24 protein-coding genes and 1 tRNA gene are annotated in these 26,287 nt (G+C 62.2%); 5 read left to right on the top strand and 20 right to left on the bottom strand.

What is annotated here, in order from left to right; genetic code table 11:
* Positions 1–64 precede the first annotated feature (64 nt).
* The 10 genes from ACZ5ZH_RS03090 to rimP form a co-directional block, all read right to left on the bottom strand.
* Complete coding sequence (locus ACZ5ZH_RS03090; protein WP_464772147.1) at positions 65–1,081, bottom strand: sensor histidine kinase; 1,017 nt, start codon at positions 1,079–1,081, stop codon at positions 65–67.
* Between the two features lie 145 nt (positions 1,082–1,226).
* Positions 1,227–3,557, bottom strand: a complete 2,331-nt coding sequence (pnp, locus tag ACZ5ZH_RS03085) for a polyribonucleotide nucleotidyltransferase (RefSeq protein WP_464772146.1) — start codon at positions 3,555–3,557, stop codon at positions 1,227–1,229.
* A gap of 176 nt (positions 3,558–3,733) precedes the next feature.
* Positions 3,734–4,003 carry a 30S ribosomal protein S15 gene (gene rpsO, locus ACZ5ZH_RS03080; RefSeq protein WP_167302834.1) on the bottom strand — a complete coding sequence of 90 codons (270 nt, stop codon included), beginning with the start codon at positions 4,001–4,003 and terminating at the stop codon, positions 3,734–3,736.
* A gap of 19 nt (positions 4,004–4,022) precedes the next feature.
* On the bottom strand, positions 4,023–5,045 hold the full coding sequence (gene truB / locus ACZ5ZH_RS03075) for a tRNA pseudouridine(55) synthase TruB (RefSeq protein WP_464772145.1): 1,023 nt from the start codon (positions 5,043–5,045) through the stop codon (positions 4,023–4,025).
* 17 nt (positions 5,046–5,062) lie between these two features.
* Positions 5,063–5,461, bottom strand: coding sequence for a 30S ribosome-binding factor RbfA (gene rbfA / locus ACZ5ZH_RS03070; protein ID WP_449471844.1), 399 nt, complete (start codon positions 5,459–5,461; stop codon positions 5,063–5,065).
* Positions 5,462–5,588: 127 nt separating this feature from the next.
* The gene (infB, locus tag ACZ5ZH_RS03065) at positions 5,589–8,177 is read right to left on the bottom strand and encodes a translation initiation factor IF-2 (RefSeq protein ID WP_464772144.1); all 2,589 of its coding nucleotides are present in this window, start codon (positions 8,175–8,177) and stop codon (positions 5,589–5,591) included.
* 68 nt (positions 8,178–8,245) lie between these two features.
* On the bottom strand, positions 8,246–8,902 hold the full coding sequence (locus ACZ5ZH_RS03060) for a DUF448 domain-containing protein (protein WP_460987811.1): 657 nt from the start codon (positions 8,900–8,902) through the stop codon (positions 8,246–8,248).
* 197 nt (positions 8,903–9,099) lie between these two features.
* Positions 9,100–9,336: a tautomerase family protein gene (locus ACZ5ZH_RS03055; protein WP_449471841.1), complete on the bottom strand. Its 237-nt coding sequence runs from the start codon at positions 9,334–9,336 to the stop codon at positions 9,100–9,102.
* 7 nt (positions 9,337–9,343) lie between these two features.
* Positions 9,344–10,915, bottom strand: coding sequence for a transcription termination factor NusA (nusA, locus tag ACZ5ZH_RS03050; RefSeq protein ID WP_449471839.1), 1,572 nt, complete (start codon positions 10,913–10,915; stop codon positions 9,344–9,346).
* A 12-nt stretch (positions 10,916–10,927) separates the two neighbouring features.
* The gene (gene rimP, locus ACZ5ZH_RS03045; protein ID WP_464772143.1) at positions 10,928–11,452 is read right to left on the bottom strand and encodes a ribosome maturation protein RimP; all 525 of its coding nucleotides are present in this window, start codon (positions 11,450–11,452) and stop codon (positions 10,928–10,930) included.
* Between the two features lie 212 nt (positions 11,453–11,664).
* Here rimP and ACZ5ZH_RS03040 point away from each other — a divergent pair, with 212 nt between their 5' ends.
* Entirely contained in the window at positions 11,665–12,936 is a 1,272-nt protein-coding gene (locus ACZ5ZH_RS03040) for a serine hydrolase domain-containing protein (RefSeq protein WP_464772142.1), read from the top strand.
* A gap of 228 nt (positions 12,937–13,164) precedes the next feature.
* Here the strand turns inward: ACZ5ZH_RS03040 and ACZ5ZH_RS03035 are convergent, their stop codons facing one another.
* The 3 genes from ACZ5ZH_RS03035 to tpiA form a co-directional block, all read right to left on the bottom strand.
* Positions 13,165–14,796 (bottom strand): CTP synthase, encoded by a 1,632-nt coding sequence (locus ACZ5ZH_RS03035; protein ID WP_464772141.1) that lies wholly within the window; start codon positions 14,794–14,796, stop codon positions 13,165–13,167.
* A gap of 91 nt (positions 14,797–14,887) precedes the next feature.
* Positions 14,888–15,265, bottom strand: coding sequence for a preprotein translocase subunit SecG (secG, locus tag ACZ5ZH_RS03030; protein ID WP_449471833.1), 378 nt, complete (start codon positions 15,263–15,265; stop codon positions 14,888–14,890).
* Between the two features lie 224 nt (positions 15,266–15,489).
* Positions 15,490–16,233, bottom strand: coding sequence for a triose-phosphate isomerase (gene tpiA, locus ACZ5ZH_RS03025; RefSeq protein WP_464772140.1), 744 nt, complete (start codon positions 16,231–16,233; stop codon positions 15,490–15,492).
* Positions 16,234–16,404: 171 nt separating this feature from the next.
* Here tpiA and ACZ5ZH_RS03020 point away from each other — a divergent pair, with 171 nt between their 5' ends.
* Both ACZ5ZH_RS03020 and trpE read left to right on the top strand, forming a co-directional pair.
* Positions 16,405–18,357: a peptidylprolyl isomerase gene (locus tag ACZ5ZH_RS03020; protein WP_464772139.1), complete on the top strand. Its 1,953-nt coding sequence runs from the start codon at positions 16,405–16,407 to the stop codon at positions 18,355–18,357.
* Position 18,358: 1 nt separating this feature from the next.
* Positions 18,359–19,882: an anthranilate synthase component I gene (gene trpE, locus ACZ5ZH_RS03015; RefSeq protein WP_464775207.1), complete on the top strand. Its 1,524-nt coding sequence runs from the start codon at positions 18,359–18,361 to the stop codon at positions 19,880–19,882.
* Here the strand turns inward: trpE and ACZ5ZH_RS03010 are convergent, their stop codons facing one another.
* The 3 genes from ACZ5ZH_RS03010 to ACZ5ZH_RS03000 form a co-directional block, all read right to left on the bottom strand.
* Positions 19,883–20,155: a DUF4242 domain-containing protein gene (locus ACZ5ZH_RS03010; RefSeq protein WP_196224035.1), complete on the bottom strand. Its 273-nt coding sequence runs from the start codon at positions 20,153–20,155 to the stop codon at positions 19,883–19,885.
* 160 nt (positions 20,156–20,315) lie between these two features.
* Entirely contained in the window at positions 20,316–21,086 is a 771-nt protein-coding gene (locus tag ACZ5ZH_RS03005) for an NUDIX hydrolase (protein ID WP_464772137.1), read from the bottom strand.
* Positions 21,087–21,154: 68 nt separating this feature from the next.
* Positions 21,155–21,230 (bottom strand) — tRNA-Ala (locus ACZ5ZH_RS03000).
* A 199-nt stretch (positions 21,231–21,429) separates the two neighbouring features.
* On the opposite strand from ACZ5ZH_RS03000, the gene ACZ5ZH_RS02995 reads away from it, so the two are divergent.
* The gene (locus tag ACZ5ZH_RS02995) at positions 21,430–22,350 is read left to right on the top strand and encodes a DUF2171 domain-containing protein (protein WP_464772136.1); all 921 of its coding nucleotides are present in this window, start codon (positions 21,430–21,432) and stop codon (positions 22,348–22,350) included.
* A gap of 199 nt (positions 22,351–22,549) precedes the next feature.
* Positions 22,550–22,888 (top strand): DMT family protein, encoded by a 339-nt coding sequence (locus ACZ5ZH_RS02990; protein ID WP_449471805.1) that lies wholly within the window; start codon positions 22,550–22,552, stop codon positions 22,886–22,888.
* A gap of 14 nt (positions 22,889–22,902) precedes the next feature.
* Here the strand turns inward: ACZ5ZH_RS02990 and queA are convergent, their stop codons facing one another.
* From queA to ACZ5ZH_RS02970, 4 genes are all read right to left on the bottom strand, one after another.
* The gene (gene queA / locus ACZ5ZH_RS02985; protein WP_464772135.1) at positions 22,903–23,931 is read right to left on the bottom strand and encodes a tRNA preQ1(34) S-adenosylmethionine ribosyltransferase-isomerase QueA; all 1,029 of its coding nucleotides are present in this window, start codon (positions 23,929–23,931) and stop codon (positions 22,903–22,905) included.
* A gap of 69 nt (positions 23,932–24,000) precedes the next feature.
* Positions 24,001–24,759 (bottom strand): peptidylprolyl isomerase, encoded by a 759-nt coding sequence (locus tag ACZ5ZH_RS02980; RefSeq protein WP_460987798.1) that lies wholly within the window; start codon positions 24,757–24,759, stop codon positions 24,001–24,003.
* A gap of 94 nt (positions 24,760–24,853) precedes the next feature.
* A complete protein-coding gene (gene coaD / locus ACZ5ZH_RS02975) occupies positions 24,854–25,366 on the bottom strand; it encodes a pantetheine-phosphate adenylyltransferase (RefSeq protein ID WP_464772134.1) in 513 nt (170 codons plus the stop codon).
* Between the two features lie 3 nt (positions 25,367–25,369).
* The gene (locus ACZ5ZH_RS02970) at positions 25,370–26,278 is read right to left on the bottom strand and encodes a polyprenyl synthetase family protein (protein ID WP_449471800.1); all 909 of its coding nucleotides are present in this window, start codon (positions 26,276–26,278) and stop codon (positions 25,370–25,372) included.
* Positions 26,279–26,287: the final 9 nt, after the last annotated feature.

The raw sequence follows: 26,287 nt of genomic DNA, 5'->3' as shown, positions 1-26,287 counted from the left end.
CGGGTCATAGCGGAGCGAATGGCACTCGCCAAGCGGCAGAATAGCGTGCGGACGCTTCAGGCTCTCAACGCGCCTGCGCGGGCAGGTCCAACCGGACGATCGCGCCGCCTTCCGGCCGCGCGTGCAGGCCGAACTGTCCGCTGAGCTGGCTCGCCAACGCACTTGCAATGCGCAGGCCGATGGAATTGCCCTTCTCGATCTCGAAATCGGGAGACAGGCCGTCGCCATCGTCAGCGATCTTCAGCGACAGCGTCCCGCTCGAATCCTCCAGAGACACCTCGATCGTCCCGCCACGATGGGGCAAGCCATGTTCAATGGCATTGCTCACCGCCTCCGCCACGATCAGCGCGAGCGGCACGGCGACATGGGATTCCAGCGTCAGGCCCGGTGGAGCGCTGACGGTAACGCGAATGTCATCCCGCCCGCTCGCCTCCAGCACATCCGCCGTCAGCCGCGTCAGAAAGGCATGCAGGTCCTGCCCATCCTCTGCCGGATCATATAATGCACGGCTGATCCGACCGATCAGCGCGAGGCGGCTGGCGGCATCGTCCAACGCCCTGCTCGCCAGCTCATCGTCTACATGGCGCCGCTGTAATGACAGCATCGCGGCCACGACCTGCAAATTGTTGGAAACGCGATGCTGCAATTCGTGGAACAGAAGTTCCCGGTTTTCCGCCAACGTACGGCTGCGTTCCCGTTCCACGGCAAGGTTGAAATTGGCCCGCTGCATCAGGTGAATGAGCGCGATGTCGATGGCGATCACGGCCGCATAGAAAATAAGCGCGAGGATGACGCCACCACTAAGGATGCCGCCAGCGCCCGCCGGGATGAAGAAATACCAGGACAATATTCCGCAAACTATGCCCGCAAATATCCCGGGACGCAGCCCGAACAAAAAGGTCGAAAGGATGACAGCGGGAAAGAAAGATACGAAAGGATAGCCGATCGGCAGGAAGTCCTGCGCGGACAGCCTGAGGGCAAGGGCGATGCCGCAAAACAGGGCCGATACGGCATAGGCATATACTGGCCGCCGAAGCACGAGAGGCAGGCGCTCGACGAACCTTTCATTGGAACGCTGCATCTTATCTCCCTGAAATCGCGCCGCACAGTAACAGAAGTTTGGCCATCTCCAATTGATCGAAGTCAAGGAGTTTGGGCTCTAACGAAAAAGGGCGCCCGGCGGGGGCGCCCTTCTCATTTTGCTTAACCTGATGGGTTGGAACCGATCAGTCCTGAGTCAGGAAGTCCGGCAGACCAGCGTTGGAGCCGTCGTCATCGCCGCCACGGCCTTCGCTGCGGGGGCCACGGTCACGGCGCGGACCGCGATCGCCACCGCGATCACCACCACGGCCACCACGGTCGCCGCCATCACGGCGCGGGCCACGGCCACGATCGCCACGGTCGCCGCGATCACCACGGGGTTCGCGCGGTTCGCGGGCAGGACGGGTGTCCTCCAGCTCTTCGCCGGTTTCCTGATCGACGACGCGCATCGACAGGCGAACCTTGCCGCGCGGATCGATCTCCAGGACCTTGACCTTCACTTCCTGGCCTTCCGACACGACGTCGGTTGGCTTTTCGACGCGCTCATTCTTCATTTCGGAGACGTGGACGAGACCGTCCTTGCCACCCATGAAGTTCACGAACGCACCGAAGTCAACGATGTTGACGACCTTGCCGTTGTAGATCTTGCCGACTTCCGCTTCCTCGACAATGCCGAGGATCCACTTCTTGGCGGCTTCGATCTGGTCGATGTCGGACGAGCTGATCTTGATGATGCCCTCGTCGTCGATGTCGACCTTGGCGCCGGTTTCCGCGACGATCTCGCGAATGACCTTGCCGCCGGTGCCGATGACGTCACGAATCTTCGACTTGTCGATCTGGATCGTCTCGATACGCGGGGCGTGAGCCGACAGCTCGGTGCGGGTCGAGGACAGGGCCTTGTTCATCTCACCCAGAATGTGGGCGCGGCCTTCCTTCGCCTGACGCAGAGCGACTTCGAAGATTTCCTGCGTGATGCCGGCAACCTTGATGTCCATCTGCATGGTGGTGATGCCCGCTTCCGTGCCCGCCACCTTGAAGTCCATGTCACCGAGGTGATCTTCGTCGCCCAGAATGTCGCTGAGAACAGCGAAATCCTTGCCGTCGAGGATCAGGCCCATCGCGATGCCCGACACTGGACGCTTGAGCGGAACGCCCGCGTCCATCATCGAGAGTGAACCGCCGCAGACCGTCGCCATCGACGACGAGCCGTTGGACTCGGTGATGTCCGACAGAACGCGGATCGTGTAGGGGAACTCATCCTTGCTGGGCAGCACGGGGTGCAGCGCACGCCATGCGAGCTTGCCATGACCCACTTCACGACGGCCCGGCGCGCCGAAGCGGCCGACTTCACCGACCGAATAGGGCGGGAAGTTATAGTGCAGCATGAAGTTTTCATAATAGACGCCGTTCAGGCCGTCGATCATCTGCTCAGCGTCCTTGGTGCCGAGCGTGGTGGTGCAGATCGCCTGCGTTTCACCGCGGGTGAACAGCGCCGAACCATGGGTGCGCGGCAGGAAGCCGACCATCGCTTCGATCGGGCGGATCTGCGTGGTGGTGCGGCCGTCGATGCGCTTGCCATCCTTGATGATGGCGCCACGGACGATTTCGGACTCCAGCTTCTTGGTCAGCTTGATGCCAGCCATGACGGTCTGGGCATCGAGACCTTCTTCGGTGAAGAATGCCTTCGCCTTGGCGCGGGCATCGTTGATCGCGTTCGAGCGTGCCGACTTGTCGGTCAGCTTGTAGGCAGCCGTGATGTCCTTGCCGATCAGCTTCTTGAGCTTCTTCTTCAGGTCGTCCAGGTCCTCGCCCTTGGCGACTTCCCACGGGTCCTTCGCAGCCTTTTCAGCCAGCTGGATGATCGCGTCGACAACCTTCTTGCTCGCTTCATGGGCGAACAGCACGGCGCCGAGCATCACGTCTTCCGAAAGCTCCTTGGCTTCGGATTCGACCATCATCACGGCGTTGCCAGTGGCGGCCAGGACCAGGTCGAGTTCGCCTTCCTTCACCACGTCCATCGACGGGTTCAGCTGATATTCTCCATCCTTGTAACCGACGCGAGCAGCGCCGATCGGACCCATGAAGGGCACGCCCGACAGGGTCAGCGCGGCCGAAGCGGCGATCATCGCAACGATATCGGGCTCGCTCTCGCCATCAAACGACAGCACCTGAGCGATGACGTTGATTTCGTTGTAGAAGCCTTCGGGGAAGAGCGGGCGGATCGGACGGTCGATCAGGCGGCTGGTCAGCGTTTCCTTTTCGGTCGCGCCACGCTCACGCTTGAAGAAGCCACCGGGGATACGGCCAGCTGCGGAATATTTTTCCTGATAATGGACGGTCAGCGGGAAGAAATCCTGTCCTTCCTTCACCGACTTGGCGGCGGTCACGGCGCACAGCACCACGGTTTCGCCATAGGTCGCCAGCACGGCGGCGTCAGCCTGACGCGCAATACGGCCGGTTTCGAGCGTGAGGGTCTTGCCGCCCAGCTCGATTGATACCTTCTTTACATCGAACATAATATTTTCCTTCGCCCGCCTGGCCCTATTGCCGGGCGGGGCCTGTGATGCGGGCTAAACCGGCCCGCAGCGGTTTCGGAGCATCGTCTGGCCCCTTGAATGAAACAGGGCGCCGAATTGCGCCCCATTCCAGAATCGGAAACGGCCCCGAATGGGGCCGTCCCTTTGTAGCAGGCTTACTTGCGCAGGCCCAGCTTGCCGATCAGGTCAGTATAACGCGACCCATCTTTTTTCTTCAGATAGTCCAGCAGCGAACGGCGCTTGTTGACCAGCATCAGCAGGCCGCGACGGCTGTGGTTATCCTTGTGGTGACCCTTGAAATGCTCGGTCAGGTTCGAAATGCGCTCCGAAAGGATCGCGACCTGTACTTCCGGCGAACCGGTGTCGCCTTCGGCGCGGGCATGTTCCTTGATCAGCGCTTCCTTGCGCTCAGCAGTAATCGACATCGGCTTCCTTTCGTAACATCTAGAGATTGAAGCCGCGCACCACCCGGATTTCCGGGCCACTGGCCTCCACCAGCGCGACGGGCGTGTCGCCCTCCATCGCCAGCATGAGACCGGTATGCGGTTTCCCCACAAGCACCTTCCCCTGTCGGAGAGCCAATGCATCGTCGGGAGAGACTGCGAGAGCCGGGATGTCGTCCAGCCCTGCGGTCAACGGCAGCATAAGACCGCCGAAGCCGCCGCCCTTAGCAGCATCGTCCAATTTGTCCAGCGAAATAGCGGATTCGAGGGTGAATGGCCCTGCCTTCACGCGGCGAAGCATGGTCACATGGCCGACCGTGCCGAGGGCGAGGGCGATGTCACGAGCGAGGGAGCGTATATAAGTACCCTTGGAGACATGGGCGCGAAGGGTGACTTCATCGATCCTCTCTCCCGAGAGGGGGAGAAGATACGCAGGCTTGGCAGCTCGCTGCCTAGCCGGAGTTGGAGAGGGGCTCGGCGCACCCTGCCCCTCTCCAACTCCGGCTAGGCCGCTTTGCGAGCAAACTTCGCTATCCTCTCCCCCTCGCGGGAGAGAGGATATGGTGAGCGCGTGGATAGTGACGGCGCGCGTCTTCATCTCAACATCCTGCCCAGCGCGCGCAAGATCATATGCTCGTTGCCCGTCGATCAGGATCGCTGAATAGGCTGGCGGCGCCTGCTCGATCGGGCCTGTAAAGCGGGGCAGTACCGCCTCCACTTCCACGAACGTAGGCAGCACGTCGCTCTCCGCAATCACCTTTCCTTCGAGGTCCAGCGTGTCCGTTTGTGCGCCAAATGCTATCGTGAAGTCGTAAATCTTATCGCTGTCGAGCATCCGCCCGGCGAGCTTCGTCGCTTCCCCCACCGCGATCGGCAGCACGCCGGTAGCGAGCGGATCAAGCGTGCCGCCATGGCCGACCTTCCACTTGCCAGCACCACTTTGGCGAAGGGCGCGCTTGACCGCGCTGACCGCCTGCGTCGAGCCAAGCCCGTGCGGTTTATCGAGGATGATCCAGCCGTGCATCGGATCAACGCAGCGCGTCAGCCCTCATCATCGGGCTGTTCAAGATCCTGCGCGACCTTGGGATCACGCAGCAGCTTGTCGATATGGCTACCCTCGTCAAAACTCTCATCCGCCAGGAATTTGAGCTTGGCCGCATATTTGAGGCGAATCCGGTGAGCCACCTCGCGCTGGAGATAGGCCGTATTGGTACGCAGCGCCTTCAGCACCGCCTCCTCATCCTGACCCAATAGCGACTTCACGAACACGGTGGCATGCCGCAGGTCTGGCGACATGCGAACCTCGGTCACGCTGACGACATGCTTGGCGAGAACATCGTCATGCACGTCGTCGCGCTGCAGAATGTCTGACAGCACATGGCGCACCTGTTCGCCCACACGCAGCAGGCGGACGGAGGGGCCTTCATTAGGAGCGGGCATTATATCCTCCCCTCCCGCAGGCGGGAGGGGCCGGGGGTGGGCTCTCCCCATCGGCCATTACAGTTCAGGAGAGGGCGAGCCCACCCCCTGCCCCCCTCCCGCTTGCGGGAAGGGGAAAGCTAGATCATCACAACGTCCGGGCGCGTTCCTCGACCTCGAACAGTTCCAGCGTATCGCCAGCCTTGATGTCGTTGGTGTCCTGAAGGACAGCACCGCACTCCATGCCCGCACGCACTTCGGACACATCGTCCTTGAAGCGGCGCAGCGAAGCGATGTGAGTACGCGACACGATGACATCATCGCGGGTAAGGCGCGCATTGAGCCCCTTGCGGATGATGCCGTCGAGGACGAGCAGACCAGCCGCCTTGTCCTTCTTGCCCGCCGGGAACACCTGAAGCACCTCGGCCCGGCCGACGATGGTTTCGATGCGCTCTGGAGCCAGCTGGCCCGCCATTTCGCCGCGAACTTCCTCAAGCAAGTCGTAGATCACGTCATAATAGCGCAGCGAAATCTTCTCGCGCTCCGCCAGCTGACGCGCCTTGGCATTGGGACGGACGTTGAAGCCGATCAGCGGCGCACGGCTGGCAGCGGCCAGCGTGACGTCGCTTTCGGTGATCGCGCCAACGCCTGAATGCAGGACGCGGACCTTGATCTCGTCGGTCGAAATGCGGTTGAGCGCCGTGACAATAGCTTCGACGGAACCCTGCACGTCGCCCTTCACCACCACCGGATATTCGATGACGGTCGTGTTGAGCGCCGAGAACATATGTTCAAAGCTGGTCGGGGCGCTGGTGGTGCGCTTCTTCGTCGCCTGTTCCTGACGATAGGCGGCAACTTCGCGAGCGCGAGCCTCATTCTCGACGACCGTGAGTTGATCGCCCGCCAGAGGAACACCCGACAGGCCCAGAACCTCAACCGGGGTCGAGGGACCGGCGATCTTCACATTCTGGCCCTTGTCATTGACCAGAGCGCGAACCTTGCCGCTCTCCGCGCCGATGACAAAGGTGTCGCCAACCTTGAGCGTGCCCTTGCGGACCAGCACGGTGGCAACCGCGCCACGGCCCTTGTCGAGCTGCGCCTCGATCACATTGCCTTCGGCAGGGCGATCGGGGTTGGCGCCCAGTTCCATGACTTCCGCCTGGAGCAGGATTTTCTCGATCAGTTCGTCAAGGCCGGTCTTTTTGAGCGCCGAAACCTCCACGTCCTGAACATCGCCGCCCATATCCTCGACGACAATCTCTTCGCTCAGCAGACGCTCGCGCACCTTCTGCGGATTGGCTTCCGGCTTGTCGCACTTATTGATCGCGACGATCATCGGGACGCCCGACGCCTTGGTATGGTTGATAGCCTCGATCGTCTGCGGCATCAGCCCGTCATCGGCCGCCACCACCAGGATGACGATGTCCGTGACGTTCGCGCCACGCGCACGCATTTCCGAGAAAGCCTCATGGCCCGGCGTGTCGAGGAAAGTGATGACGTCGCCACCCTTGGTCGTCACCTGATAGGCGCCGATATGCTGGGTGATGCCGCCGCTTTCGCCCGCGACCACATCTGTGCCGCGCAGTGCGTCAAGCAGCGATGTCTTGCCATGATCGACATGACCCATGATGGTCACGACTGGCGCGCGGGGCTTCAGCGTCTCTGCCGCATCGACTTCACCCTCGATGCCGATTTCAACGTCGGCATCGGAAACGCGCTGGATGCGGTGGCCGAATTCCTCGACCAGCAGTTCCGCCGTATCCTGATCGATCGGCTGATTCAGAGTGACGGCGGTGCCCATCTTGAACAGAGACTTCACCAGGTCCGCACCCTTTTCGGCCATGCGGTTGGCGAGTTCCTGCACCGTGATGCTTTCGGGCACGACGACGTCGCGAACCTGCTTTTCACGTTGCTGCGCGCCACCGGCATAGTGAGCGCGACGTTCCTTTTCGCGGGCACGCTTCAATGCGGCGAGCGAACGGGCACGAGCGCTGTCGTCGTCCGCAAGCGCGCGCGTTACGGTCAGCTTGCCCGACTGGCGGCGATTGTCCTCGCCCGCACGCTTGGTCCGATCCGGCTTGGCCGGTTCGGGACGCTTGATCGGGGTAACCGGCGTGAAGCGGCGCGGCGGCGGCGCAGCAGAAGCGGTAGCAGCCGGAGCGGCAGCGGGACGCGCTTCGGGGCTTTCCTCGGCGACAGGCGCCGCAGGAGCTTCGGGCTCGGGCTTCTGCTCGGCGACCTTGGCTTCTTCTTCGACACGGCGCGCGGCTTCAGCCTCAGCAGCTTCCGCAGCCAGGCGATTTTCCTCGGCGCGGCGCTTTTCATCCTCGCTCGCGGCATTACGCTGCGCGTCTTCGCGGCGACGCGCATCTTCCAGCGCGGTCATGCGGGCTTCTTCAGCCTCGCGCAGCAGCTTTACCTGCAATTCCTGACGCGACATCAGGCTCTGCGGCGGAGCGGGACGCGCGGGCGCGGCAGGCTGAGGCGCGCGAGCCTGCGGCTGCTGCGGCGCGGGTGCCGCTGCGGCGGGTGCCGGAGCCGGATCAGCCTGAGGCGCAGCCGCAGGCGCACCGGCTTCACCCGGCTTGCCCAGAATGCGGCGCCGCTTCACCTCAACCACGACCGTATTCTTGCGGCCATGGCTGAACTGCTGCTGCACCTGGCCGGATTCAACGGTCCGCTTGATGCCCAGCGGCTTGCGGCCCAGAACCGGCTTGTCTTCCTTGCTGTCACTCATACGACTGAACTGTACCCTTCACTTACATCCGACCGGCAAGGCCCGTCGGCGCCTTCATTCCATGCTCGTCAGGCGCCCAGCACACCGGCGGAGTCATGCTCCCCATGCACGGGCGCCTCGCTAGCGCAACCCAGATAGCTTTCCAAGCGGCCGATGGCCGTACGCAGACGCGACGCGGCACGCGAGTCGGTCACTGCGATATGGACGACATTGTCCCGCCCCATTGCCATAGATAGGGCCTGTCGGTCCACAGGCAAGACGACGCCCGCCAATTCGGTGCCTTCGGCTTCCTGTCCGACCCGCAGCGCCTGGTCGAGCTTTCGATTGCCGTCGGCTGCGGCATCACTGGCGTGGAGCAGCAGTTGAACCTTGGCCTGACGGCAGGCGACGTCGATCTTTTCCGATCCGGTGAGGACCATGGATGCCTTCGCCTCCAGCCCCAAGCGGTCCAGCAAAGCCTTGCGCAGGCCATCTTCGATCAGGTCCGGCAAATTGTCCGGGATCTGCAACTCACCCGTTTTGAATGCCCGCGCGAGTGCACCCGTCAGCTTACCCTTGGCGAGCGCCTGCTCAAGCTCAGCGCGCGGAACGCCGATCCACGCGCCACGGCCCGGCGCCTTCGCGCGAATGTCGGGAAGGACCTGACCTTCTGGTCCAACGGCGAGGCGGATCAGCGTCTCGGGATCGGCCCGATCGCCTGAGAGGATGCATTTGCGTTCGGTCACGACTTTAGCCCCTCCCTTTCAAGTTCAATCGAGGCACGTGACTCGATTGAAGGATGGGGGTGGGTCGCGCGAAGCGCGCTACGCCCTCAGCCCTAATACGGGTGCTAGCGATTGCTGCCGCGATCGTACCCGCCCCAACCTTTCTTTTGAAAGGGAAGAGCGAGGATAAGACAGCGCTATATGACGGCGTCAGCCTCTCATCGGGAAGTGACCGCGGCATTGGCGTCCTCCCCAGGGCTGGAGGCAGGCGCGCGGTCAGCGATCAGCTGCCCGCCCGACCCATAATTCTCCGTCGAGATTTCGGAAATCACCACCTGCACGGCAGCGGCCGACTTCCCCAGCCGCTCAACGAGCGACTGGGTGACGTCGGCAACGATCGCTGCCTTCTGTTCACGGGTGGCGTTTCCGGCCAGACGGATATCGACGAAAGGCATGGGGCGCTTAAGCTTCCTCGCCTTCGAACCAGTGTGCGCGGGCGGCCATGATGATCTCATTGCCCTGCTCTTCACTAAGGCCATATTCGGCGAGAATCCCGCCCTTATCCTCGGACGTCTCACTGCGGCGGCGGCGCTGATCGACGCGCTTCTTCGCGACCAGTTCGTCCGTCGCTAGATCGGCCAGATCATCCAACGTCTTGATGCCCGCCTTGCCCAGCGTCACCAGCATGGCTTCAGTGAGGTGTGGCATCTCTGCCAACGCATCCTCGACGCCGAGCGCCTGACGCTCCTCGCGGGCAGCGGCTTCGCGGCGGTCCAGCGCTTCCTGCGCACGGCTTTGCAGCTCGGCGGCCAGATCCTCGTCGAAGCCCTCGATCGCCGCCAGTTCCTCGACGCCGACATAGGCGACTTCTTCCAGCTCGCCAAAGCCTTCGGCCACCAGCAGCTGCGACAGCGTCTCGTCCACGTCCAGCTCGTTCTGGAACAGTTCGGAGCGGGAGACGAATTCCTTCTGGCGCTTTTCGGACGCGTCGGCCTCGGTCATGATGTCGATGGCCTTGCCCGTCAGCTGCGAGGCGAGACGGACATTCTGCCCGCGACGGCCGATGGCGAGCGACAACTGATCGTCGGGAACGACGACTTCGATACGCTCTTCTTCCTCGTCGATAACGACGCGAGCGACCTGCGCGGGCTGGAGCGCGTTGACGACGAAGGTCGCCGTATCTTCCGACCAGGGGATGATGTCGATCTTCTCGCCCTGCATTTCCTGCACGACGGCCTGCACGCGGCTGCCCTTCATGCCGACGCAGGCGCCGACGGGGTCGATGCTCGAATCGCGGCTGATAACGCCGATCTTGGCGCGCGAGCCCGGATCGCGGGCGGCTGCCATGATGGTGATGACGCCGTCGTAGATTTCGGGCACTTCCTGCGCGAACAGCTTCTTCATGAACTCGGGATGCGCGCGGCTGAGGAAAATCTGCGGCCCGCGATTTTCGCGGCGCACGTTCAGGATCACCGAGCGGATGCGGTCGCCGACGCGGACGACTTCGCGCGGGATCTGCTGGTCGCGGCGGATCACGCCCTCGGCGCGGCCAAGGTTCACCACGACATGGCCGAATTCGACCGACTTCACGACGCCGGTGATGATTTCACCGACGCGGTCCTTGAATTCCTCATGCTGACGCTCACGCTCAGCGTCGCGGACCTTCTGGAAGATCACCTGCTTGGCGGACTGGGCGTCAATACGGCCCAGGTCGATCGGGGGCAGCGGATCGACGATGAAGTCGCCGATCACGGCATCCTTCTTCAGCTTCTGCGCCTGCTTGAGGTCCACCTGTTTGAAATAGTCGTCCACGGCCTCGACCACCTCGACGACGCGCCACAGGCGCAGGTCGCCGCTGTCGGGGTCCAGCTTCGCGCGGATGTCATTCTCCGCACCATAGCGAGCGCGAGCGGCGCGCTGGATCGCGTCTTCCATCGCCTCGATGACGATCGCCTTGTCGATCATCTTCTCGGTGGCGACGCTGTTCGCGATCGCGAGCAGCTCGGCCTTATTGGCGGAAATGGCGTTGGCCATGGTCGTGAACCCTTACTCTTCGGTTTCGAACTCGTCCGCCCCATCGGAGGAGAGCGGCATGCTAGCAGAAATGAGCGCGTCGGTCAGTATCAGCTTGGCATCGCCGACCAGCGCGAAGGGGATGGAGACATCCCCGGCCTTGTTATCCTGGAACTGGACATCATCGCCCTCGACACCCTTCAGGATGCCGCGAAAGCTCTTGCGCCCCGCCACCGTTTCGCTGGTGGCGATCTTCGCCTCATGCCCGGCCCATTCCATGAAGTCATGGAGGCGGGTCAGCGGCCGATCGATACCCGGCGAGCTGACCTCCAGCCGATAGGCTTCCTCGATCGGGTCAGCCTCATCCAGCACATCGGACAGGCGGCGCGAGATGGTCGCGCAATCCTCGATGACGAGCTGCTTGGTCGCGGGATTTTCCGCCATGATCTGCAACGTATATTCATCGCCAGACCCGAACAGCTTCACGCGCACAAGGTCGAACCCCAAGGCTTTCACCTCCGGTTCGATCAGCGCGGTCAGTTCGGCGATGTCCGCCATGCAGTCTCCAACAGAATATGTGCGCTCCCGCCGCCGCAAGCGTTCCCACCTGCGACCCCGACATGTTTGACGATGTAAGGAAGCAAGGGCGATATAGGGGGGAAGATATAATGCTGCAACATTATTCGTGCGGGAGAATTTTGATGAAGCGTTGACCGCCCCTGTATACCATCTACACCGTAGAGAAAGCGACAATAAGGGGGAGGACGGCCATGCCACATTCGGTATTCTTACGGCGCGATCTGCTGAAGGGAGCAGCCTGCCTCGGTCTTATGAGTGCCGCGCCGGTACGCGCGCGCGCCGCTGCCGAACGCTTCCCCACGGTTAGGGGCATGGTGAACGGCGTGATCGGGGAACCAGCCGCCCCCGGAGCAATCGTGGCGATTGGTCGCGCAACTGATCGCCCAGCCTATGTGAGCAGCGGAACGATCGCCCTGGACAACCCGCGCCGGGTGGATGAGCACACGCTGTTCCGCGTTTATTCGATGACGAAACCCATCACCGGCATGGCGGTGATGCTGCTGATCGCCGAGGGCCGGATGAAGCTCGATCAGCCTGTTGCCGATTTCATCCCCGGCTTTGCGAATATGCGCGTCCTGACCAACCCCGGCCAAAGCCTCGAAACGCGCCCCGCCGCTTCTGTCATGACGATCCGTCACCTGTTGACCCACACTGCCGGCCTTGGTGGTGGGCCTTCGATGAGCGGGCCACTCAAGGCGGTATATCAACAGCTGGGACTGACGCAGAACCTGCTCAGCAACGCTGAACGGCTTGAGCAAGCGCCGCCCTCAAGCCTCAAGCAATTCGCCGAGCGGCTGGCGGCAGCTCCGCTTCTTTCAGACCCCGGCACAGCTTGGAGCTATTCGGTCGGGCTGGATTTGCTGGGCCGCATCATCGAGCTGGTGGCAGGCATGCCCTTTGAACAGTTTCTGGAGCAGCGGTTCTTCGCACCTCTTGGCATGAACAGCACCTTCTTCGATGTGCTAGCAGACAAGAAGGCGCGTCTCGTCACAAGCTATACGGGCAGAGGCGCCAAATTGGCCGTGGTCGATGCAGGTCCGACCTCCATCTTCCTGAACAAGCCCGCATTTCCTTCGGGCGGGGGCGGCCTCATCTCCTCGGCCCATGATTACGACCGTTTCCTGGCCATGCTGACGAATGAAGGCCGTTTGGGCAGAGCTGAGGTCCTGCCGCCTACCGCTGTGACGGTTGGAACCTCCAACCTCCTGCCGCAGGGCGTGAACATGCGCGGCTATGTCGGCATTCCTGGTGTGGTCGGATTCGGCGCGGGCGGCTGTCTTGCTGATCATGGCGGGTTCAAAGGCTTGTTCGGCTGGCTGGGCGCCGCCGGGACGATCGGCATCATCGCGCCCGCGCAGCGGCTTCGGGTGACCGGCTTGATCAACAACCTGTCCGTCTTCGACTTCGCGATCAATCTGCCAAAGGCCGTCCATGCGGATTTGGCCTCGGCCAGGACATTATAAGAGCTGACGAGCAAATAGCTGCTCGCTTGTCTAACCGCGGAGCTAGGCGGGACCCCGGATCAAGGTCCGGAGTGACGAAGTCAGAAAATCAGTAGCCCATATCGGCCAGACCTCGACCTGGAGCAGATCCCGATCCGATTACATCGGCCCAGATGCTCCAGGATTTTATTCTGCCGCATTTTCCGAGCCAGCAGATGATTCCATCTGCTTAGAAAAGGCTCGAGCCGATCACACCAACCGGCTCTGCTTCACCGCCGCCTCAATAAAGCTAGCAAACAGCGGATGCGGATCAAACGGCTTGGACTTCAGCTCCGGATGGAACTGCACGCCGACGAACCAGGGATGGTCCGGCCGCTCGACAATCTCCGGCAAGGTTCCGTCCGGCGACATACCCGAGAAGATGAGTCCGCCCTTCTCCAGCGCCTCGCGATAACCCGCGTTGACTTCGTAGCGATGGCGATGCCGTTCGCTGATCTCGCTCGTGCCATATATGCCCGCGACCACGCTGTTGCCGGTGAGCTTGGCGGGATAGGCGCCCAGCCGCATCGTGCCGCCAAGGTCGGTTTCGGCCGTGCGCTTCTGCAAGCCTTCGCTGCTCATCCATTCGGTGATGAGGCCAACGACAGGCTCTGACGTCTCGCCAAATTCGGTGGTGGACGCCTCGGCGATACCAGCCGTGTTCCGCGCGCCTTCGATGCAGGCCATCTGCATGCCAAGGCAGATGCCGAAAAAGGGCACGTTGCGCTCACGAGCGAACTTAACCGACGCGATCTTGCCCTCCGACCCGCGCACGCCAAAGCCGCCGGGGACCAGAATGCCGTGCATGGGCTCAAGGCTGGCGGCGACATCATCGCCCTTCTCGAACAATTCGGCGTCGATCCACTTGATCTTCACCTTCACCCGATTGGCGAAACCACCATGGGTCAGCGCCTCGTAGAGCGACTTGTAGGCGTCCGGCAGGCCGACATATTTGCCGACGACGCCGATCGTCACTTCGCCTTCGGGGTTCTGCTGGCGGTCCATGATGTCCATCCAGCGATCGAGCGTCGGCTTGCGCGCGTCGTCGATGCCGAAAGCGCGCAGCACTTCCTCGTCCAGCCCTTCGGCATGATATTGCGCGGGCACCGCATAGATGCTGCTGGCGTCGAGCGCGGGGATCACCGCTTCCTTGCGGACGTTGCAGAACAGCGCGATCTTCGCCCGCTCGCTGTCGGGCAGCGGATGTTCGCATCGGCACAGCAAAATATCGGGCTGGATGCCCAGCGACGTCAGTTCGCGCACGCTATGCTGCGTCGGCTTTGTCTTCAGCTCACCCGCCGCCGCGATATAGGGGACCAGCGTCACATGGACGAAGATCGACTGGCGGCGACCAAGGTCATTATGCAGCTGACGGATTGCTTCCATGAACGGCAGCGATTCGATGTCGCCGACCGTCCCGCCGATTTCGCACAGCACGAAATCCAGATCGTCTGACTCGGCTATCGCGAACGCCTTGATCTCATCCGTGACGTGCGGGATCACCTGCACCGTCGCGCCCAGATAATCGCCGCGCCGCTCGCGCTGGATGATCGTCTGATAGACGCGGCCCTGCGTCACGTTGTCCGATTGGCGCGCCGAAACCCCCGTAAACCGCTCATAATGGCCAAGGTCGAGGTCGGTTTCCGCCCCGTCATCGGTCACATAGACTTCGCCATGCTGATACGGACTCATCGTGCCCGGATCGACGTTGAGATAGGGATCGAACTTCCGGATACGCACACGGAAACCTCGCGCCTGCAGCAGTGCTGCGAGCGATGCGGCCATAAGGCCCTTGCCAAGCGAGGAGACCACGCCGCCGGTGATGAAAATATACCGCGCCATGGGAGAGGAGGCTTAGCCTTTTACAAACAAGTTGGGCAAGCGCGCGAATCCACGCGCGAGCAAAAAAAGATCGAAAATGTGATCGAAAAGATCAGTTGGCGAGCGGAACCGCGCCATTTGCCGCCTGGCCATTGCTCGCAGCGCCTGCTGCCCCGGCCAACGGATCGGCACTACCGGCAGGCGCAGGGGCCGACGGAGCCGCCGGAGCCTGCTTCACCAGCGAGGTATCGATATCGCTCGGCGCGTGCTGCACCGATGCGATCACCGCCAGAACGACCGACAGCAGCACGAAGATGGTGGCCAGCACCGTCGTCGACCGCGTCAGAAAGTCCGCCGCGCCCCGCGCAGACATCAACCCCGCCGGGCTACCCCCCACGCCCAGACCGCCGCCTTCCGACTTCTGCATCAGGATGACGGTGACAAGCAGAGCCGCGACAATGGCCTGCACGACGAGGATAAAGGTGAACATGCGAGAATATCTGTCCGAATGGGGTGCGTTGTGGAGCCCATAGCGTTGAAGCGCCGCCGGGGCAACCGGCGCTGGAGCATCGTGTGGCTCTGGAGATCACCTCAGGAGACGCCTCCGCTGAAAGTTACTCCTGCTGACCACCCTCTCCCCGTTCGGGCTGAGCCTGTCGAAGCCCTCTTCTTTCAGGCCCACCAGCTCCACCTCCAATCGCCTAGCGGCCCTTCCTAACCCGCAGCCGCAATCACCGGCCCGAATTTCGCCGCGGTCAGGCTCGCTCCGCCTACCAGACCGCCATCGACATCCTCGATCGCCATCAACTCGGCCGCATTCTCGCCATTCATCGACCCGCCATAGAGGATGCGCATGGCACCCGCTTCGCCATCGCCGATCCGGCCAGCCAACGCAGCCCGCAGCGCCTTATGCATGGTTTCGACCGCTTCCATCGTCGGGATGCGGCCCGTGCCGATCGCCCAGATCGGCTCATAAGCGATCGCCAGCCAGTCCGCCGCCGCGCCTTCCGGCAGCGAGGCCAGCAACTGCGCCGACACAATGCCTTCGGCCCCGCCAGCGTCGCGTACCTCAAGGCTTTCGCCGACGCACAGGATAACCTTCAGACCCGCAGCCTTAGCCGCCAGCGCCTTACCCGCGACATCGGCGTCCGTTTCGCCCTGATCCTGCCGCCGTTCGCTATGGCCAACAATCGTCCAGCTCGCACCCGCTTCGGCCAGCATCGCCGCCGACAGGCAGCCAGTATGCGCGCCGCTATCGTTCATGTGGCAATCCTGCGCGCCGACAAAGGCGCCGCCCTTCACCTGATCGGCCGCCGCAATCAGCGTCGCGGGCAGGCACAGCCCCACCTCGACCACCGGACGCTCAGCCGCCAGGGCGCCGATCGCTTCGACTTCGGGCAGCTGTGAACGGAGGCCGTTCATCTTCCAGTTGCCGACCACCAGCTTGCGCCTGCCCATCAATCCATACCCCTTCAGTCATTCGTCTATCCGCCAACCCGCGCCGAGCCAGCCCCGACAGGCCGATGGACAAAGGCACGGCATTTGTCCAGCCAAGCCGCACTTGCCGCCGCGACGATCCGCCCCTAAAGCGGGCCGCCCGTAAAAGTCTTTCTATTCTGGACTTACTTCATGCTTTCAAACTTCCGCCGCTTCATCCACTCGAAATTCGGCGCCCTCTTCGCGCTCCTTTTCCTAGGCGTCATCGCGGCGGCCTTCATCATGGGCGACGTCATGAGCGGCAAGTTTGGCACCTCTCTCGGCGGCGGCGGCGAGACTGTCGCGAAAGCAGGCGGCACCCGACTGACCCTGCCCCAGTTCCAGGAACGGGTTCAGCGCGTCTTCGAAAATGCCCGCCGCGCTACCCCGGGTCTTCAGATCGGCGATTTCCTCGCCCAAGGCGCCGCTGGCCAGATTTATGATCAGCTGGTCGCCGCGATGACGCTGAAAGAATATGCAAAGGATCAGGGCGTCCACATCTCCAAGCGTCTCGTCGATGCGCAGATCGCCCAAATCCCCGCCTTTCAGGACGCGGCAGGCAATTTCAGCCAGGATAATTTCCGCCAGCTTCTGCTCCGCGAACGCATCACCGAACAGGCCCTGCGCGAAGACATCACCCGCGAGATCCTCGAACGGCAAATGCTCGCTCCGCTCGGCCTTGGTGTGAAGCTGCCGAACAGCGTCATCCTGCCCTATGCCTCGCTGCTGCTGGAGGCGCGCCAGGGGACGATCGCCGCTGTCCCCGCCGCAGCCTTTGCGGACATTAAGGACCCCACGGACGCACAGCTCGCCACCTATTATCAGCAGAATGCCGGGCGCTTCACCATCCCAGAGCAGCGCCGCATTCGCTACGCCGTGATCGATGGCGAACGCTTCGCGCAAGCCTCGCAGCCGACTGACGCCGAAATTGCCGCATCCTATAATCAGAACAAAGCGAGCTACGCCGCCAAGGAAAGCCGCAATTTCGAGCAGCTCATCCTGCCCAGCGACGCCGCCGCGAAAAAGATCGCAGAGCAGGTAAAGGGCGGCAAGTCGCTCGCAGCCGCTGCGCAGGGCGCAGGGCTGGAAGCGTCGGCACTGGTGGATCAAAGCCGTGAAAGCCTGACCACCACAACGTCCGCCGCGATCGCAAATGCGGGCTTTGCGGCCAAGCAAGGCGAGCTTGTCGGCCCGATCCGGGGACCACTCGGATGGATTCTGCTGCGCGTATCGAACGTTAAGACCGTTCCCGCGCGGCCGCTGTCAGCCGTGCGCGACGAAATCGCAACGACGCTCCGCTCGCAAAAGCAAAAGCGCCTGCTGAGCGAATTCACCGGAAAGGTTGAAGATCAGATCGCCGATGGCGGCAGCTTTGAGGAAGTGGTGAAGGACAACGGCCTGAAGCTGGAAACGACGCCATTCCTGATCGCAAACGGCAAACAGGTCGAGGATCAGGCCTATCAGGCTCCGACTGATGTCCGTCCGCTCCTAGCTCCCGTGTTCCAGATGAGTCAGGATGATGACGCGCAACTTGTGCCCGTCACGCCCGACCAGCGCTACGCTCTCGCCGCGCCCGCCGAGATTCGCGCCGCCGCCCCGCCGCCGCTGGAAAAGGTGAAGCCCCTGGTACTGGCCCAGTATAAACTGGCGCAGGGCAACGCCAAGGCGAAGGCCGTGGCCGAGCAGATCCGCGCGAAGGTCGCCAAGGGCATGAAACTTGCCGATGCCGTGGCCCAGGCTGGCGTCCGCCTGCGCGCGCCGCAGACCGTGGGCGGGCGCCGCGCCGATATCATGCGGGAAGGTCAGCGTCCCCCCGCAGAGGTCGCGATCCTCTTCTCCATGGCAACGAACAGCGTCAAGACGATGCCGATCGGTCAGGATCGCGGCTATTTCGTCGTGCAGCTGAACGGTATTAAACATGGCGATGCGGGTGGCCAGACCGCCCTGCTTGATCAGGTCCGCAGCCAGCTTGGCGATGTCGTCGGTCAGGAATATGGGCAGCAGTTCGAACGGGCGGTCGAAAAGCAGCTTGGCGTGACCCGGAACCCGTCAGCTGTCGCCAGCGTCCAGCGCGCGCTTGCCAGCACCAATGGCGGCGCACAGTAACATGGTTGCGGGCAGCGCAGGCAATGACGGGATAGCGGCTGCTCATGCCGCACTGGCCGCTGGCAATTCGGCGCTGGTGTGGCGCCGCCAGATCGCGGACACGGACACGCCCATCTCCGCCGCGCTCAAGCTGTTCGTAGCCGATCGCGGCGATTTTCTGCTGGAATCGGTCGAAGGTGGTGCGGTTCGCGGCCGCTATAGCCTGATCGGCCTCGCGCCTGATCTTGTCTTCCGCGCGCAGGGACAGGCGGCGGAGATTAATCGTCATTGGGCGACTGACCCACAGGCATTTGTTCCGGAAGCAGCGGGGGCGCTTGATGCCTTGCGCGCGCTTGTGGCGGAATGCCGGGCTGATCTTGACCCCGCCCTTCCCCCTGCCCTCGCCTGCCTCGTGGGCTATTTCGGTTATGAGACGGTCGGCCTTGTCGAAAAGCTGCCCCGGCCAGCGCCCAATCCGCTTGAACTGCCTGACATGCTGTTCGTGCGGCCGACCATCATCCTTGTCTTCGATCGGCTGGCTGACGCGCTGTATCTTGTCGCCCCGGTCTGGAAGGGCAGCTTCAGCGATGCCGACGCGGCGATCGCGCAGGCTCTGGAGCGGATCGATGCAACGGCGGCGCGTCTGGCGGCGCCCTTGCCCCACGCGCCTGCTCCCCAGGACATTACCGATGTCGATGTGACCCCCGCACTGGAGCCGGGTCGCTACAAGGCCATGGTCGAGCGGGCCAAAGACTATATCGTGGCTGGCGACATATTTCAGGTGGTGCTCGCCCAGCGTTTCACCAGCCCCTTCACCCTTCCGCCAATCTCGCTTTACCGGGCGCTGCGACGGATAAATCCTTCGCCTTTTCTTTATTATCTCGATCTGCCCGGCTTTGCCCTGATCGGTTCCAGCCCCGAGATTTTGGTTCGTGCACGGGATGGTGAAGTCACCATCCGCCCGATCGCGGGAACGCGGCCACGCGGCAAAAATGCTGTCGAAGATGCTGCCAATCGCGAAAGTCTGCTCGCCGATCCCAAGGAACGGGCAGAACATCTGATGCTGCTCGACCTCGGGCGCAATGATGTGGGGCGGGTCGCTACCGCCGGATCGGTGACGGTCACCGACAGCTATAGCGTCGAATTTTACAGCCACGTCATGCACATCGTGTCGAATGTCGTCGGCCGTCTTTCGCCGGACAAGGATGCGCTGGACGCCCTTTTCGCGGGCTTCCCGGCAGGCACGGTTTCGGGTGCGCCCAAGGTCCGCGCTTGCGAGATCATCGCGGAACTGGAACCGGAAACGCGCGGCGCCTATGCAGGTGGCGTCGGCTATTTCGGACCCGACGGCAATATGGACAGCTGCATCGTGCTACGCACCGCCGTGCTCAAGGATGGCATCATGCACGTCCAGGCAGGCGCGGGCATCGTCGCCGACTCCACGCCGGAATATGAGCAGCGCGAATGCGAGGCGAAGAGTGGCGCACTCCTCGCGGCAGCGCGGGAGGCCGTCGATCTCGCGCGGCAGGCTGGCTTCGGGCAATAACTACTCGGCGGTCGTGGGATCAATCGTCGACCGAACTCTGGCGATGCTGTTGGCGGGAAGCCCCGCAAGCTCGGCATGCTGCCGGATCAACTCTTCGCTGGGCGCGCGGTAGAGACAATAGATCTTGTCGTCCGTCACATAGCTGTGGACCCACTGTATCTCGGGTCCAAGTTCGCGCAGCACATTGCACGAACCTTGTGACGCGTTCCTGAGCTCATCGCCCCGCAGCCTTCCCGCGCCGGGCATCTCTCTTTCTATCACGAACTGCGGCATGACCACCTCCATGCGTGAAGAGCGCCGAATCTATGCCTGTGTGCGGCGCGAGTCCATAACGGCGCTAACGGCATGGCCTCCCGCCAAACACGCGGCGATTTAGTCGCGCTGGAAGATCGCTGAAATAAGCGGGAATGCGCCAGCTGAGACAGCGCATGGCCTAACCACGCTGCACACGCTCCATCGGTTCCGACGTCACGGGATAGCCGAGATAATCGGGGATGCAGAGATGGCGCACGCCGCCTCTCTCTTCCAGCCAGGGACTGATCTTTTCGACGGGAAAGCACCCGGCGTGGGCCGCCATCGCGGCGAAGCTGTCGAACAAGGCCAATCGCTCAAGATTGCGGCGGGTCGGGAAAATGATGCGCCCCCCGCCCGCGTCGCATAGAGCAATCGTGTCACTCGCGCTCATCCAGAACAACCGGACATTCTCGGTCGTATCCGCACTTGCGACCTGCCCTTCTGGCGCCTGCACCAAATAGAAATGCGTGTCATAAATGCGCGCGGCCATTTCCGCATCCGCAGGATGCCAGCGGCTGAATGGCACCAATTGATCGAGGGCGAGCCTGATCCCATGCGCTTCGATGATCGCCGAAAGACCTGCGCCTCCCGTCAGGGCGCGCCGCATTTCGAACAATTGCGCCGGATCGGGCCGCACCCCAAAACCGATGCCAAGGCCGCTTTCCTCCAGCGTTTCACGGATCGCCGCCAGCCGAGCGGCGGTCTCCTCCACGTTGCCGGAAGCGTCCACGGCGCGGGCCAATTCCCGATCCGCCTCATCAACCGCGCCTCCCGGAAACACCAGCGCTCCCGCTGCAAAAGCCATGCTCCCAGCGCGTTCCATCATCAGGATATGCGGCGGCCCATCGGGCATGTCGCGAACGATTACAGCTGTCGCCGCTACCCGGCCTTCACTTTTGGTCGATGCCATGAGAGCCGCCATAGGCGCGTATAATGCTAATGGTAAAGTCCTTCTGGATCACCCCGTCACTGGAGGGGTGGTGGAGCCGAGGGGGATCGAACCCCTGACCTCGTCATTGCGAACGACGCGCTCTCCCAGCTGAGCTACGGCCCCAAAGGAGCGCTGCCTATAAGCGAGCGGAGATTCCCTTGCAACGGGCTTTTTCGGAAAAGCTCGGCCTTGCAGCAACATCGGCAGCACGGTGCGGAAGAGCGATGTTACCCGCACGTAACATCCGGAACGATGCGCCCTGCTGCTCATTGGTGATGCAACGGCTTTTATGCCGTAGCAACAGCAGCCAAGGAGAAGGACGATGGGCTATCAAGGCGGACGTCGCTATGGCGACGATGACAGGGCTCGGAGCGACTGGGATCGCGGATCCGACCGCCATCGCGGACAGCGTGACTGGCGCGATGATCGTAGCTATCGCTACGGCACGCGCGGCCAGTTCAGCGGTCCGGATTCTCGGCGGTCACCAGAACAGTATGATCCGGAAGAGCGCGGCTTTTTCGATCGCGCCGGAGATGAAATCCGCAGTTGGTTCGGCGATGAGGAAGCAGAACGCCGCCGCGAATATGACGAATATTATAATCGCCCCTATGGCGACCCGCGCGATGAAAGCAGCCGCATCGGGTTCGCCTCGGCATCACGCAGCAACCAATATCTGCCGAACCGCGGCTATGCGCCCTATACGGGGGAACGCAGTGGCTATGGCAGCGAGGATCATGGCAATCGCGTACGCGCCTACGGCCCCACGCATGATTATGGCGAGCATCATGACGCCAACTATTATGCGTGGCGACAACAGCGGATGAATGAGCTGGACCGCGACTATGCTGAATATCAGCGGGAGCATCGCGATCGTTTCAACAGTGAGTTCGGAACCTGGCGCACGCGGCGCACCGAACAGCGCCAGGCGGCGCAACAGGTCCGCGAACATATGGAAGTCGTCGGAAGCGACGGCGCTCATGTGGGTACGGTCGATCGGTTAAGTGGCGATCGCATCATCCTGACCAAGAATGATCAGGATGCCAGCGGCGTGCACCACTCCGTACCTTCGTCCTGGATCAGGTCGGTGGACGAACAAAGGGTGACACTGGAAAAGACGGCCGATGAAGCGCACCATGCTTGGCGAACCGAACGCGAGCAGAATGCTCTCTTTGGCGAAGGGCGCGAACAGAGCGGATGGAACGCTGGCGGCGTCAGTTCGCGCAATACGGAACGCAATCGCTAATCGAAGACAAAAATAGGCAAGGGGTCCGGCGGATGTCCGGACCCTTTGCTTGTCCGAACGCGCTCACGCGCAACGGTGCGCCGGCCCCACCTTCAATGCGTCCGGCATGGAGGGAGGATGATATAAGGTCGATCAAGCCCTTGCCCTTGGGCCTCAAGCAATGCCAGAGCGCAAACTGCAAGCGTTACGAGGCCCTTTCATGCCAACCATATTGCTGCTGGTCATTTCCAACCTTTTCATGACCATAGCTTGGTACTGGCATCTGAAGGGCGGGATGGGAAAGCCGATCCTGTTGGTCATCCTGATCAGTTGGGGCATCGCGCTCGTCGAATATTGTTTCGCCGTACCCGCAAATCGCATTGGGTTCGCCAGCGGCTGGAGCCCAGGTCAGTTGAAGATCGCACAGGAAGCAATCGCCCTGATCGTTTTCGGAGGCTTCATGGTGACGGTTTTGGGTGAACCACTCCATTGGCGCCACGCGGCCGCTTTTCTGTGCATAATGGCGGCGGTCGGCTTTCTGTTCGTAGGGCGATCCTAAAGCGAATCTGCGAGCTAAGGCAGGAGAAGCGACGAGTCCCCATAGGAGTAAAAGCGGTATCCGCTTTCTATCGCATGAGCATAAGCCGCCTGCATGCGCTCCCGCCCCATCAAGGCACTTACCAGCATAAACAGGGTCGATCGCGGTAGATGGAAGTTGGTCATTAGCCCATCCACTGCGCGGAACTGGTAGCCCGGTGTTATGAATATGCGGGTCTCGTCCGCGAACGGGCGGATCACTCCATCTTCCCCGCAGGCGCTCTCAAGCAGGCGCAAGCTGGTCGTGCCCACTGCTATAAGGCGACCGCCAGCTTGGCGCGCAGCATTCAGCCGGTCGGCGGCGGCTTGCTCAATCCGGCCCCATTCCGCATGCATGCGGTGATCATCGGTATCCTCCGCCTTCACGGGCAGAAACGTACCGGCCCCCACATGAAGCGTCAGCGTTTCAGACATGACGCCCGCCTTACTGAGCGCCGACATCAGCGCGGGCGTAAAATGCAAAGCCGCCGTCGGAGCCGCCACCGCCCCGTCCTCGCGAGCGAACATGGTCTGATAGTCACTGCGGTCTCGGGCATCCGTTGGCCGCTTGCTGGCAATATAGGGCGGCAACGGCATGTGCCCCGCCCGCTCCAATAGCACCTCGACAGGCTCATCGCCCTCGAAGGTCAGCGTGACCCCGCCATCGTCATCACGCGCGCCCGCCAGAGCGGTGACGTCTGCACCGAAATCTATCTGGTCCCCCTCGCGCACCCGCTTGGCATTGCGAAGGAACGCCTGCCATTGACGCAGGCCAAGGCGCTTGTGGAGCGTGGCGCCGATCTTCGCCTGGCCGCGAACGCCCTCCAATTGAGCGGGAATGACCTTGGTATCATTGAACACCAGCACATCACCGGCGCGCAGCAAGGCGGGCAAATCCCGAACGGTACGATCTTCGAAAGGCTTTTCGCCATCGACCAATAGCAGGCGCGCCGCGTCGCGTGGCGACGCGGGCCTTAGCGCGATGCTTTCAGGCGGCAGTTCGAAATCGAAAAGATCTACGCGCATGCGGGCGCTGTCCTCAAGGCACGGCCATCAGGCCGATGCGACATCGGCATGATCCACTTCAGGTGCGACTTATCGCTTCTTCTGTGATGACGCTTTCTTCACCGGTGCGGGTGCGGGCGCAATAATGGAAGGCGCGGGCGGCGTGGGAAGCGCCATGACTGGCGGCTTGCCGTCGCTTTCAATCGATGCCTGCAGGATCGTGGTCGGGTTTGCGGGGGGCTCGCCCGGCGTGATGGCATCGACATATTGCATGCCTTCGATCACGCGACCGAACACCGTATATTTCTTGTCGAGCTGCATGCGGGGCAGGAACAGGATGAAGAACTGGCTGTTGGCGCTGTTTTCGTCCTGCGCGCGGGCCATCGACACGGTACCGCGAAGGTGCGGCATCGGGTTGAATTCCGCCTGCAAGTCGGGAAGCGATGATCCGCCGGTTCCGTCATTCTTCGGGTCGCCGCCTTGCGCCATGAAGCCCGGGATTACACGGTGAAATTTCAGGCCGTTGTAAAAGCCCTGCCGCGTCAACTGCTTGATGCGTTCGACATGCTGGGGAGCGATGTCCGGACGCAGCTGGATGCGAACACGGCCGCCGCTCGACAGGTCAAGATCCCAGACATCCTGCGGGTCCACGGGCACCGAAGCAGGCGGCAGTTTCGCGCTGGGATCCTGTCCCATCGACTTGGCATTCTGCTCGGCCCGCGCGGCAGCCTCGGCCCTTTTTGCCTCTTCGGCATTAGCGCCGCCGCCACCCTGGGCCAGCGCCACGCCGCCCGACGCATAGAGAGCGATAGTGATCGCCACGGTCTTGAACGCCGAACTGAACCGCATGAATGAGCTTTCCCTAATATCTAAAGCCTGGTGGCGAAGCTGCTCTGATAACGCGCTCGTCGCGATTGGCAACTGAACGAAGGCTGAGCGGCCCTTATTGGTCGCCCTTCTTTCCGAGGCGCGCCACCCGGGCGACCACATCATCCCGCACGCTGGGGCTGACAAACTTGTCGATCGGCCCGCCGTAAAAGGCGATTTCCTTGACCAAACGAGATGCGATCGGCTGAAGCGAGACGTCGGCCATCAGAAAGGCGGTTTCGACCCGATGGTTGATCTGCCGGTTCATACCGGTGAGCTGATATTCATATTCGAAGTCGGTGACGCCCCGAATGCCGCGAATGATCACGCTGGCGCCTTGCGATTCGGCGAAATCCATAAGCAGTGAATTGAAGCCGGTGACCACGATGTCCGCGTCGATGCCAACGCATTCACGGCGCACCATCTCCAGCCGCTCTTCATCGGAGAACATGGGCGATTTGGAAATGTTGGTGGTCACGCCGATCACTAGCTTGTCGACCAGCTTGGCCCCTCGGCGAATAATGTCCATGTGACCCAAAGTGATCGGGTCGAACGTGCCGGGATAGACCCCCACCCGCTGCCTGCTCATGCCTTACCGGTCCCTTTCCACGATATAATCCGCGATCGATCGCAGCAAATCGGCCTCCCCGCCGAACCCATGAAGATGCGCCTTGGCCTGATCCACCAGCAAGCGCGCCTGCTCACGCGCGCGCTCCACTCCCAGCAGGGACACGAAGGTTTCCTTGCCCGCCGCCGCATCCTTGCCCAGCGCCTTGCCCGCCAGGTCCGCGTCACCTTCGACGTCCAGCAGATCGTCGGCAATCTGGAAAGCCAGGCCGATGTCGCGCGCATAGCCATGAAGGCTGGTGCGAGCATCGGCCGGAATGCGCGCCATGATTGCGGCCGCGTCGACGCAAAAGGCGATGAGCGCCCCGGTCTTGAGCTGTTGAAGGCGCGTTACGGTGACAAGGTCGAAGCTGGTACCTTCCGCCTCCAGATCCATCATCTGCCCACCCGCCATACCTGCGGGACCGCTGGACAGCGCCAGCGCCTTTACCAGCTCCACCCGCACGAAGGGGTCAGGATGAGTCTCTTCATCCGCCAATATTTCGAAGGCGAGATCATGAAGACAGTCCCCGGCCAGGATCGCCGTCGCCTCATCAAAGGCCTTGTGGATCGTCGGCTTGCCCCGCCGCATGTCATCATCATCCATCGCCGGCAGATCGTCATGCACCAGCGAATAGACATGGATGCATTCAACAGCCAGCCCGACACGAAGCAGCGAATCCTGGGAGATGTTAAACAACTCGCCCGCCGCTTGCACTAACAGAGGACGCAATCTCTTGCCGCCGCCTATGGCCGCATGGCGCATGGCCTCATAGAGACGCGCACGCGGATCATCGGGAACGGTCAGCAACAGCTCGAACGCGCGATCAATGTCTGCGGCGACGGCAGCCGCTCTAACAGTTACTACCGCTGAACCGGAGGTCAGCCCCTCCATGGCCACGGC

This window comes from Sphingobium sp. TomMM7A, assembly GCF_055397305.1.
Note: the sequence above shows the minus strand (reverse complement) of the source record. Positions and strands in the feature narration are given on the sequence as shown.

Excerpts from the sequence above, each read along its gene's own strand:
- ACZ5ZH_RS03090 (WP_464772147.1), bottom strand. The coding sequence starts at position 1,081 with ATGCAGCGTTCCAATGAAAGGTTCGTCGAGCGCCTGCCTCTCGTGCTT.
- pnp (WP_464772146.1), bottom strand. The coding sequence starts at position 3,557 with ATGTTCGATGTAAAGAAGGTATCAATCGAGCTGGGCGGCAAGACCCTC.
- rpsO (WP_167302834.1), bottom strand. The coding sequence starts at position 4,003 with ATGTCGATTACTGCTGAGCGCAAGGAAGCGCTGATCAAGGAACATGCC.
- truB (WP_464772145.1), bottom strand. The coding sequence starts at position 5,045 with ATGCACGGCTGGATCATCCTCGATAAACCGCACGGGCTTGGCTCGACG.
- rbfA (WP_449471844.1), bottom strand. The coding sequence starts at position 5,461 with ATGCCCGCTCCTAATGAAGGCCCCTCCGTCCGCCTGCTGCGTGTGGGC.
- infB (WP_464772144.1), bottom strand. The coding sequence starts at position 8,177 with ATGAGTGACAGCAAGGAAGACAAGCCGGTTCTGGGCCGCAAGCCGCTG.
- ACZ5ZH_RS03055 (WP_449471841.1), bottom strand. The coding sequence starts at position 9,336 with ATGCCTTTCGTCGATATCCGTCTGGCCGGAAACGCCACCCGTGAACAG.
- nusA (WP_449471839.1), bottom strand. The coding sequence starts at position 10,915 with ATGGCCAACGCCATTTCCGCCAATAAGGCCGAGCTGCTCGCGATCGCG.
- rimP (WP_464772143.1), bottom strand. The coding sequence starts at position 11,452 with ATGGCGGACATCGCCGAACTGACCGCGCTGATCGAACCGGAGGTGAAA.
- ACZ5ZH_RS03040 (WP_464772142.1), top strand. The coding sequence starts at position 11,665 with ATGCCACATTCGGTATTCTTACGGCGCGATCTGCTGAAGGGAGCAGCC.
- ACZ5ZH_RS03035 (WP_464772141.1), bottom strand. The coding sequence starts at position 14,796 with ATGGCGCGGTATATTTTCATCACCGGCGGCGTGGTCTCCTCGCTTGGC.
- secG (WP_449471833.1), bottom strand. The coding sequence starts at position 15,265 with ATGTTCACCTTTATCCTCGTCGTGCAGGCCATTGTCGCGGCTCTGCTT.
- tpiA (WP_464772140.1), bottom strand. The coding sequence starts at position 16,233 with ATGGGCAGGCGCAAGCTGGTGGTCGGCAACTGGAAGATGAACGGCCTC.
- ACZ5ZH_RS03020 (WP_464772139.1), top strand. The coding sequence starts at position 16,405 with ATGCTTTCAAACTTCCGCCGCTTCATCCACTCGAAATTCGGCGCCCTC.
- trpE (WP_464775207.1), top strand. The coding sequence starts at position 18,359 with ATGGTTGCGGGCAGCGCAGGCAATGACGGGATAGCGGCTGCTCATGCC.
- ACZ5ZH_RS03010 (WP_196224035.1), bottom strand. The coding sequence starts at position 20,155 with ATGCCGCAGTTCGTGATAGAAAGAGAGATGCCCGGCGCGGGAAGGCTG.
- ACZ5ZH_RS03005 (WP_464772137.1), bottom strand. The coding sequence starts at position 21,086 with ATGGCATCGACCAAAAGTGAAGGCCGGGTAGCGGCGACAGCTGTAATC.
- ACZ5ZH_RS02995 (WP_464772136.1), top strand. The coding sequence starts at position 21,430 with ATGGGCTATCAAGGCGGACGTCGCTATGGCGACGATGACAGGGCTCGG.
- ACZ5ZH_RS02990 (WP_449471805.1), top strand. The coding sequence starts at position 22,550 with ATGCCAACCATATTGCTGCTGGTCATTTCCAACCTTTTCATGACCATA.
- queA (WP_464772135.1), bottom strand. The coding sequence starts at position 23,931 with ATGCGCGTAGATCTTTTCGATTTCGAACTGCCGCCTGAAAGCATCGCG.
- ACZ5ZH_RS02980 (WP_460987798.1), bottom strand. The coding sequence starts at position 24,759 with ATGCGGTTCAGTTCGGCGTTCAAGACCGTGGCGATCACTATCGCTCTC.
- coaD (WP_464772134.1), bottom strand. The coding sequence starts at position 25,366 with ATGAGCAGGCAGCGGGTGGGGGTCTATCCCGGCACGTTCGACCCGATC.
- ACZ5ZH_RS02970 (WP_449471800.1), bottom strand. The coding sequence starts at position 26,278 with ATGGAGGGGCTGACCTCCGGTTCAGCGGTAGTAACTGTTAGAGCGGCT.